A 9651-nucleotide genomic window follows, 5' to 3' on the forward strand; every position below is an offset into this window, starting at 1 on the left:
GGATTTGCATCCGCTCAATTTATCCCCCTCTGGTGAGAGTCATTTTTTCACTTTTAAACAGAGGGTGATTAGAAACAAAAAATACCTATATAAAAAAATTTAATCGTGTTACCATTCCACCAATCTATATTTTAAATTAGACAAATGGATGTCACATGCATTTATTTCTTACATTTAAACATTATACAAGTTTGATTTGCATATTCATTGCCTTGAATTTTAACGCTTATACAAATTTACCCATTTACCTTATTTCGTCAACGGAGTCAGATCTAGATGCCTGCATCATGAATTCTGTGAATGTCGTGAACGGGGACTATTGCGAATCTGTAGTCGATTTAGAAATTCCATACGCAGATAATTTTTGTTTAGAAAGACATTACAATGCAAGAAACTATGTGACTGGACAAGGATCCGGATGCTGGCGACTTTTTTCTCAATTTTTTCTGATCAAAGGCAACGCCCCAGAAACTCTAAAAGAGCGTACTTTTGCACAAAAATATGCTTTTGTCGGAATGCCGTCTGGCGGAATACTAAGCTTTAGTGGGACTGGGAAAGGCCCCTTAGCCATTAACATGCTTCAGGATGGGATGGGAATTGTCAATACATCGACACAGGAAATGAGTGGTAAATACAACCACCGAAATAGTCGTTTATATTGTGAGGAGAATCGATGTATTTTGCACCTTGGAGATGGGACAAAAAAAATATATGAGAAATGCGTAGAACCTTCTAATCCCATGCTAGGACAAGAGCTACTTCCTTGCCTCGCCCAAAAAGTAGACATCCCTGAATACTTTCATTTAATTCAACAAAACTTCCCAAATGGCAATCGAGCAGTCTTTTCGTATGATGTAAATGGACACCTCAAAACCATTGAAATTCTTTCTTCATCACAACAAAATCTTTTTGATCTCCATTTTGAATATGTTTTCGATCAACAACAACCGTTTGTTACGATTACAACAAGTGATCAGCAAACAATCGAATATCTTTTTAGTTCATTTCATTTTGCTGATGGTACTGAGATTTGTGAATTGATACAAGTTACTGGAACAAACCTAAATGACAAAACATATGAATACCAAATCAAAGATCATCTTTGTTTACTTGTGAAGGAGACATCCGAAGATTTGAATTCCGTTGACATTCAATATAACCATTTAGGAAAAGTCAGCAACATTCACCATTCAGATTTTAATCAGGCTAATTCCAAAAGTCACTACTTCCTGTACGAGGATCAATATACAGATGTATACGACCATTATAAAAATCGATACCGTTACGAGTTTGATGAACGTGAACAATTACTCGCAATTATCAAATTTGACTCAAAAAATACACCCTATCAAATCGATCGGAAATTTTGGGGAAATACTGAACAAAACGTAGGCCTATTGCTAGCCAAAAGCTCATCTGATGGGGAAGATAACGTATTCGCCTACACATCTTATAAATACGATTTAAATGGAAATGTTGTTGAAGAAAGAGAATATTCCATTGATGGTGATGCTAAAATGGCGTTTTTGGATGTCGATCCACGCGGACAGCTTCTAAAGTCAAAAAATGCAAACTGTCGGATTCTTACAAAAATATATTCAAATGATGGACTTAATCTATTAATCAAAGAATTTGACTCCGAAGGGAACCAAGTTGTTAATCAATATAAAAATGGCTCCAACTTACTTTTAAAAAAAGAATTTTTCAATCAAGGGAAGCCTTACAATTGCCTTTATTACGAAGTCGATGAAAACGCCCATGTACATTCCGCTGAAAATATTCCTTCCACTCCCTCCTCTACAACTAAAAATTATTTAGCCCATCTTAATGAAAAAGCATTTGTTAATGAACTAGCGGTTATAATCACGAACCATCTGATTTCTTTAAAGTCATATGAACAACTTTTCGCAATCGATGAAATCACAAAGATTGAATATGGGCATGAATTAGCCGAAAATTTTGTCGATCTATTCAGCGGATGCAAACAACCTAAAAGAGGCCCTCCTGGTCCTGTCGGTCCAACAGGTCCCACAGGACCGAAAGGAGATCCTGGAGCACCAGGATTAATGGGAGCTACAGGTCCTACTGGGCCAGCCGGCCCGACCGGCGCAACCGGGGCAACCGGAGACGCAGGTCCTATTGGGCCAATCGGCCCAACCGGAGCCACTGGAGCAACCGGAGATGCAGGTCCGACAGGACCCACAGGTGCTATTGGCAACACAGGCGCTACCGGAGCTACAGGTCCCACTGGATTAACCGGCTCGACAGGTGCGACTGGTAACACAGGCGATACTGGAGCTACTGGAGCCACGGGTCCTACTGGGCCAATCGGCCCGACCGGCGCAACTGGAGCAACCGGAGATGCAGGTCCGACAGGACCCACAGGTGCTACTGGCAACACAGGCGCTACCGGAGCTACAGGTCCCACTGGATTAACCGGCTCGACAGGTGCGACTGGTAACACAGGCGATACTGGAGCTACCGGAGACGCAGGTCCAACAGGACCAACAGGCGCTACCGGTAACACTGGAGCTACTGGAGCCACGGGTCCCACTGGATTAACCGGCTCGACAGGTGCGACTGGTAACACAGGCGATACTGGAGCTACCGGGGCCACGGGTCCTACAGGGCCAGCCGGTCCGACCGGAGCCACCGGGCCAACCGGAGATGCAGGTCCAGCAGGACCAACAGGCGCTACCGGTAACACTGGAGCTACCGGAGCTACGGGTCCTACAGGGCCAATCGGCCCAACCGGTGCAACTGGAGCAACCGGAGATGCAGGTCCGACAGGACCCACAGGTGCTACTGGCAACACAGGCGCTACCGGAGCTACAGGTCCCACTGGATTAACCGGCTCGACAGGTGCGACTGGTAACACAGGCGCTACCGGAACCACGGGTCCTACTGGGCCAATCGGCCCAACCGGAGCCACTGGGGCAACTGGAGATGCAGGTCCAGCAGGACCAACAGGCGCTACCGGTAACACTGGAGCAACCGGAGATGCAGGTCCAACAGGACCCATAGGTGCTACTGGCGACACTGGAGCTACCGGAGCCACGGGTCCTACTGGGCCAGCCGGCCCGACCGGAGCCACCGGGGCAACCGGAGATGCAGGTCCGACAGGACCAACCGGTCCAACCGGAGCCACTGGGACAACTGGACCCACAGGTGCTACTGGCGACACAGGCGCTACCGGAACCACGGGTCCTACTGGGCCAATCGGCCCAACCGGAGCCACTGGGGCAACTGGAGATGCAGGTCCAGCAGGACCAACAGGCGCTACCGGTAACACAGGTGATACTGGAGCTACTGGAGCTACTGGGGCAACCGGAACCACAGGTCCTACAGGGCCAGTCGGCCCAACCGGAGCCACTGGGACAACTGGAGATGCAGGTCCGACAGGACCAACAGGTGCTACTGGGGCAACAGGTGCTACCGGTAACACTGGAGCTACCGGAGCTACGGGTCCTACTGGGCCAATCGGCCCAACCGGAGCCACTGGGACAACTGGAGATGCAGGTCCAACAGGACCCACAGGTGCGACTGGCGACACTGGAGCTACTGGAGCCACGGGTCCTACAGGGCCAGCCGGCCCAACCGGTGCAACTGGAGCCACCGGAGATGCAGGTCCGACAGGACCAACAGGTGCTACTGGCGACACAGGCGCTACCGGGGCCACTGGGGCAACTGGAGATGCAGGTCCAGCAGGACCAACAGGCGCTACCGGTAACACTGGAGCTACCGGAGCTACGGGTCCTACAGGGCCAATCGGCCCAACCGGAGCCACTGGGACAACTGGAGATGCAGGTCCAACAGGACCCACAGGTGCGACTGGCGACACTGGAGCTACTGGAGCCACGGGTCCTACTGGGCCAATCGGAGCAACCGGAGACGCAGGTCCGACAGGACCAACAGGTGCTACTGGGGCAACAGGTGCTACCGGAGGCGCAGGTCCAACAGGACCAACAGGCGCTACCGGTAACACTGGAGCTACTGGAGCCACGGGTCCTACTGGGGCAACAGGTGCTACCGGAGGCGCAGGTCCAACAGGACCCACAGGTGCTACTGGCAACACAGGCGATACTGGAGCCACGGGTCCTACTGGGCCAATCGGCCCAACCGGAGCCACTGGGGCAACTGGAGATGCAGGTCCAACAGGACCCACAGGTGCTACTGGCGACACTGGTGCTACCGGAACCACAGGTCCTACAGGGCCAACCGGCCCGATCGGTGCAACTGGAGCAACCGGAGATGCAGGTCCAACAGGTGCTACTGGGGCAACTGGAGCTACCGGGGCCACGGGTCCTACTGGACCATCTGGAACCTCTTTACAGTTTTCTGCATCCATTTCATCATTTAGCCTAACTTCCGCCACGACACAAATCGCAGGTTGGTCGACAGCTGACCCCTATTACACAGGGACAGGATTCAACGCCACCACTGGGAATTTTACAGTTCCTTCAACCGGTAGATATGCGATTAAAGTCACAATCAACTACAACGCAACTGCGGCTCTTAGCGCTCAAATTGGCGCAGGAGTAAACCCTGCTTTCGCTATCAGAAGAACCTCTCCGACAACAACAACTTTACTTACGGGAAACATTCCGGTATTAGATGTCAATATTCTCCTTCTTCTAACTTTAAGAGTGATTTTAGGAACAGGACAGGTCGTCTTAGCAGGAGATGTAAACCTTTCACAAAATGATGTCGTCGGACTATTCTATGTTTCAAGTGGATTAACGATTAATTTAAGCTTGGGAGGTGTTAATCCCCCCGGTCTTGTATGGTCCATGCATTCGATTTAATCAGGAAAATGGTATGAAACATAGTCGCCCCATCGTCATTAAGCTTGGAACCAGCACCTTGACCCAAGGTACTAAAAAGCTTTGCCGTAAAAAAATGTTGGATATCGTACGACAAATTTCGATACTTCACGAACAAGGAAAGCAAATTGTCATTGTTTCCTCAGGAGCTATGGCTGCCGGTAGAGAAATAATGAAAGACCCCAAATTAGACCGCCTGCTCCCTCGAAAACAGATGCTTGCATCCGTAGGACAAGTTCACTTAATGCACATCTGGAGTGAACTATTTGCTTTATTCGATATTGTTGTTGGACAAGTTTTATTAACCCGTGATGATGTTTCAAATCGCAAACGATATCTCAATAGTCGTGATACTCTTCATTCTTTGCTGAAACACCATGTTATCCCTATCATTAATGAAAACGATACGGTCGCAACACAAGAAATTAGAGTTGGCGATAATGACAACTTATCTGCTCTCGTGGCCAATCTTATTGCCGCTGAATACTTGATTTTGTTAACTGACCAGGGGGGCTTATTCACAGCAGATCCTCGCCTAAATCCTACAGCCCAATTAATTCCCCTCATTGAAAAAATTGACGCAAACATTTATCGCCTTGCTGGCAAACCATCCGATGCTTTAGGCCAAGGTACGGGCGGAATGATTACAAAAATTGAGGCCGCCCAATTAGCCTCACAAAGTGGTACCTCGACAATAATTGGATCTTCAAACCATCCGGATATTTTATTAGATATTGTGGCAGGAAAATCTGTTGGGTCTCGATTTTTGGCGACTACAACACTCCGAGAAAGCCGCAAACGTTGGTTGCTTTCAGAAAAACCTCAGGGTAAAATCGTGATAGACCACGGTGCTGCAAAACATCTAATGGATGCCGGAGCAAGCCTTCTCCCTGCAGGAATTATAAAAGCGATTTCTAATTTTGAAAGAGGCAATATTATATCTATAGAATCAGAAACACACCCTCTAGCTGTAGGAATCACAAATTATTCTTCTTCAGAAATAGAAACGATAAAAAAAATTCACTCACAATCTATTGAAGAAGTACTAGGATTCAGCTATGGACCGGAAGTCGTTCACCGAGATAATATGACAATGATTAAATAATAAAAGAGTCGAGCTAACATGAAAGACCCTGCTTTTATCCAAAAAATCGGAAAAGCTTCCAAAGAAGCAGCCTATCAACTTGCCACAATCTCAACACAACAAAAAAATGCGGCCTTAAATACACTTGCAGATAACTTGCTTAAACATCAAAAAACTATATTGGAAGCAAACCAATTGGATTTGGATACAGCTCTCAATGCAGGTCTTCAAGATGCATTTTTAGATCGTCTAAGTCTTAAAGATCGTTTAGAAGGAATAGCCCATGACGTCAAGCAAGTCGCTAAACTTCCAGATCCTGTTGGGGAGATTTTTGATTCAACTGTTTTAGCAAATGGGTTGCATCTATATAAACAAAGAACTCCAATCGGTGTCATTGGTGTCATTTATGAAGCTAGACCTAACGTAACAATTGACATTGCCTCCCTTACGATAAAAACAGGCAATAGCGTCATTTTGCGTGGTGGATCGGAAACTCTACGAACTAACTTAAAGCTTGTTGAGGTTATACAGAATTCCCTTGCGGAAGCTGCTATCCCCCTAAATGCTGTCCAATTTATTGATAAAACAGAGCGTCACTATATTAAAGATCTGCTTCATGCACATGAATATATCGATTTAATTATTCCCCGGGGTGGCGTAGGTCTCCATCAATATTGCAAAGAAAATAGCATGATTCCAGTCATTACCGGTGGCATGGGTATCTGCCATTTGTTTGTCGACTCTTCAGCCGATCAATCTAAAGCCTTAGAGGTTATTTGTAATGCGAAATTGCAAAAACCTAGTGCATGCAATGCCTTAGACACGCTTTTGATTCATCAAGACATTGCCCAAGAATTTATTCCGGCGGTTTTAGAAAGGCTTGGTAAAAAAGGCGTGGTTTTTCCAGTTAGCAAAGAAACTGAGATGGCTTTAAAAAATTTGGCATTCCCAGCATGCTGCCACTTGGCTCAAGATCAGGATTGGGATACTGAATGGTTAGGCTTGACCTTGGGTCTGCACGTCGTAAAGAATCTGGAGGAAGCAATTCAGCACATTCAAAAGCATAGTCAAGGGCATAGTGATGGCATTTTGACAGAAAATGATAAACATGCCGAAGAATTTATCAAAAAAGTAGATTCAGCATGCGTTTATGTCAATGCATCGACTCGCTTTAGCGATGGAGCCCAATTTGGCTTGGGAGCCGAAGTCGCCATTAGCACACAAAAAATTCATGCACGGGGTCCAATGGCATTGAAAGAGTTAACAAGCTATAAATGGATTGCTCGAGGAAACTATCATACAAGGAAATCGTAAAATGAAAATTGCAATTATCGGCTGTGGGACTATCGGAAGCGGCATGGCCTCTCAATGGGCTAAATCCCACCAACTTTTTTTGTTCGACCGTACTTTTGCAAAGGCTGAAAAGCTTGCCCAAAAGCTCAATGCCGATCTTTCTTCGAATTGTGCGGCTTGTCCAACAATTCTCGAAGCGATTAAAGATAACGACCTGATCCTTCTGGCTTTCAAGCCCCAAAATCTTACTTCTGCTACAGAATCTTTTTCTCAAGCTTTAACATCTAACCAACTTCTAGCTAGTGTTTTAGCAGGAGTTACACTTGATACTCTAAGACGCTATTTCCCCCATGGCCAATTACTTCGAGTCATGCCTAACATTGCGTTAAATTATGGACAAGGTGTTATAGGATTGACAAATCAACAATTTCATCCACCTTTTTCAAAAGAAATCATAGAAGAACTTTTCGGATTGCTAGGCTGGATACATTGGGTAGATGAAGCCAAAATTGACGCCCTTTCTGCACTGGCGGGATCTGGAATGGCTTTTGCTGCTGCCATCATGGAAGCCGGAACGGAGGCATCAATTGCCATGGGTTTAAATGCTGAAGAAGGTTTAAATATTCTTATCGAAACTTTTACTGGGACTATTACAACTTTGAAAGAAACCGGAATGCATCCAGGTCAGCTTAAATGGAAAGTTTCATCGCCAGGAGGGACAACCATCGCAGGGCTTTTCAAGCTAGAGGAAAAAGGACTGCGATCTGCTTTGATGGAAACATTTTTGGCTACTTATAAGCGTAATCAGGAATTAGGAAAAAAGATCTGAGAAGACGATAAGCCGGATTCTGTCGGTCTGCAAAGCAGACGAGCAATCATTCCTCTAGGGGCGCCGTCACCGAAACCCTCAAGCGACTTTTCTAAAGCACAGCGGAGAACTGTATCGCTTTATTTCCGTCTTGCTTTGGATGGGGTTTACCACTTTCTAAATTTCTCTAGATAAGGCCATGCTCCTAAAGCAGGCATTTCACCCTATCTAACAAGCATAGCTTGTTAGCGGTTTGTTTTCTGTGGCACTTTCCGTAGCCTTGCGGCCCCCAGTCTTTCACTGGCATCCTCTCCTATAAAGTCCAGACTTTCCTCCTCTACACTTTCATGTAAAAGCGATTGCTTGTCTTCTCAGAATAAATGTTAAGCTTTTACTGAACGACGGCGTCTTTGTTTTGGTGCCGCAACTGTTCCTTCCAAAGCCTGGCTTTCTGGCCAATAATGAATACGTGAGCAATGTTCGCAGAAGACAATTCTCTCACCTTTGCGAACAAGATTTTCATCCTGCGCAGTTAACATAATATGACAACCACTGCAGCAACGATTTTCGATTGCAACAACAACTCTATCTCGTTTGTTGCGCAAGAGTCTCTCATAAATACCGAAAATTTCAGGATCAACTTTTTCAACGAGGCGATCTCTTTCAGCTTTTAGCTCTTTTCCTTCAGAATTAATTCGGTCAATTCCTTCACGAATTTCACCTTCTAAAACTTTAGAACTTTCTTCTGTGGATGAAAGACTTTCCGCTAAACTTTTCATCAATTCTTCTTCCGCAGCCAATTTATCATATAAATCGCTTAATCGCTGCTCTTTAGTTTGCTTTTCTCTTTCAGCTTGAGAAATTTCATGACTCAAAGCATTAAACTCTTCTACTTTTTTAATTGAATGCTGCTGCGATTCAAACTTCTTGATTTTATCTTGAATTAGAGAAATTTCTCCTTCAGCCAAGCGAATTGCTTTTTTCAATTCGATAATTTCGCCTTCTTTAACTGAAGATTTCTTGTGAAGATCTGCTTTAATTGCTTGCAGATTTGCCAACTCATTTTGTCTTTCTTTTTTTAAACGCATAAGTTGGATCATTTGCATATCCAGTTCTTGGATATCTAAGATCTGATGAAGAGCATGTGCCATGAGGATTCCTAAAATTTAAGATAATAGAATCATATAAACAGGATTTTATCCATAGAGAGACTATACCTTAATTCCTTATAATTTTCAATCAAAAAGCTAAAGTATTCTTAATTGAACATTCTGGATAAAATATAATGATCTCGTAAGGATTATGAGCCTAAAAAATTATTCTTAACATACAAAAAATTGGAGTTCTCGGGTAGCTAAAAATATTTTATCACCCAAAATCCCCTTTATTCACGCTTTTTTTTAAAACACCCGCATTCTTTTGAGAATGCATCAAAATTTTAAAGCTGAATTTCACAGCAGGATGGGATCAATCAACAATTTTTCGGAAAATTTAAAATGGGAAATAACTATTTATATAAAATAGGTGGCATAGGTCAATATACAACACGTAATTTTTAATTTAAAACCTGGTCGCAGCTCTCTAAAACAGCGGATCTTCATATTCATAATCGAAGTTCATAAGCATAAAGGCACTCTGTCATA

At 44.7% G+C, this 9651-nt stretch carries 5 protein-coding genes and 1 other RNA gene; 4 read left to right on the top strand and 2 right to left on the bottom strand.

Features of this window, described 5'->3' with window-relative positions; translation table 11 throughout:
• Positions 1–155: 155 nt before the first annotated feature.
• Genes AB7E63_RS02995 through proC form a run of 4 tightly spaced genes read left to right on the top strand, consistent with a single transcriptional unit; the run spans position 156 to position 8029 of the window.
• Complete coding sequence (locus AB7E63_RS02995) at positions 156–4805, top strand: hypothetical protein (RefSeq protein ID WP_428418695.1); 4650 nt, start codon at positions 156–158, stop codon at positions 4803–4805.
• A 13-nt stretch (positions 4806–4818) separates the two neighbouring features.
• On the top strand, positions 4819–5928 hold the full coding sequence (gene proB / locus AB7E63_RS03000) for a glutamate 5-kinase (protein WP_006341917.1): 1110 nt from the start codon (positions 4819–4821) through the stop codon (positions 5926–5928).
• Between the two features lie 18 nt (positions 5929–5946).
• A complete protein-coding gene (locus tag AB7E63_RS03005) occupies positions 5947–7221 on the top strand; it encodes a glutamate-5-semialdehyde dehydrogenase (RefSeq protein WP_006341916.1) in 1275 nt (424 codons plus the stop codon).
• Between the two features lies 1 nt (position 7222).
• Complete coding sequence (gene proC, locus AB7E63_RS03010) at positions 7223–8029, top strand: pyrroline-5-carboxylate reductase (RefSeq protein ID WP_428418697.1); 807 nt, start codon at positions 7223–7225, stop codon at positions 8027–8029.
• Here the strand turns inward: proC and rnpB are convergent.
• Together rnpB and cdsZ are read right to left on the bottom strand one after the other, a co-directional pair.
• Positions 8022–8383, bottom strand: an RNA gene (gene rnpB / locus AB7E63_RS03015) — RNase P RNA component class A. The genes proC and rnpB overlap by 8 nt on opposite strands.
• Before the next feature lie 8 nt (positions 8384–8391).
• Positions 8392–9159, bottom strand: coding sequence for a zinc ribbon domain regulatory protein CdsZ (gene cdsZ, locus AB7E63_RS03020; RefSeq protein ID WP_006341914.1), 768 nt, complete (start codon positions 9157–9159; stop codon positions 8392–8394).
• Positions 9160–9651 lie beyond the last annotated feature (492 nt).

Source organism: Parachlamydia sp., from assembly GCF_050255895.1.
GTDB lineage: Bacteria > Chlamydiota > Chlamydiia > Chlamydiales > Parachlamydiaceae > Parachlamydia > Parachlamydia acanthamoebae.

Bases quoted from the DNA above. Each gene is read 5' to 3' on its own strand.
- proB (WP_006341917.1), top strand. From the start codon at position 4,819: ATGAAACATAGTCGCCCCATCGTCATTAAGCTTGGAACCAGCACCTTG.
- proC (WP_428418697.1), top strand. From the start codon at position 7,223: ATGAAAATTGCAATTATCGGCTGTGGGACTATCGGAAGCGGCATGGCC.
- AB7E63_RS02995 (WP_428418695.1), top strand. From the start codon at position 156: ATGCATTTATTTCTTACATTTAAACATTATACAAGTTTGATTTGCATA.
- AB7E63_RS03005 (WP_006341916.1), top strand. From the start codon at position 5,947: ATGAAAGACCCTGCTTTTATCCAAAAAATCGGAAAAGCTTCCAAAGAA.
- cdsZ (WP_006341914.1), bottom strand. From the start codon at position 9,159: ATGGCACATGCTCTTCATCAGATCTTAGATATCCAAGAACTGGATATG.